The 279-nt window shown below is 53.8% G+C and carries 1 pseudogene; it reads right to left on the bottom strand.

From position 1 onward, the window contains the following. Positions 1-279 (bottom strand): annotated as a pseudogene (locus tag N7568_RS23135) (DedA family protein); the annotation flags it as partial.

The raw sequence follows: 279 nt of genomic DNA, 5'->3' as shown, positions 1-279 counted from the left end.
CCACATGTTTAGGGGAGAACACCTTACCCATGAATCCTTCTCGCTCTCGGAAAAGCTTCGGGCCAACCAGGTAGCCGATCCAGTAACCGCAGATATTTCCTGCGATAGCGCAGATGATGAGGACCACGTTGACGATGATGAGGGTCGTCGTCACAGATCCGTAATGGACCAAAGGGACGGTTGAGTTAACGCCCACGGCGGCAAACATTCCCAGAGTAAAAAGCAAAGAGTCTCCGGGCATGAAGAACACGGCAAGGCCGCATTCGGCGAAGGCGATCA

This window comes from Paenarthrobacter aurescens, from assembly GCF_025421775.1.
GTDB classification, from domain to species: domain Bacteria; phylum Actinomycetota; class Actinomycetes; order Actinomycetales; family Micrococcaceae; genus Arthrobacter; species Arthrobacter aurescens_B.
Note: the sequence above shows the minus strand (reverse complement) of the source record. Positions and strands in the feature narration are given on the sequence as shown.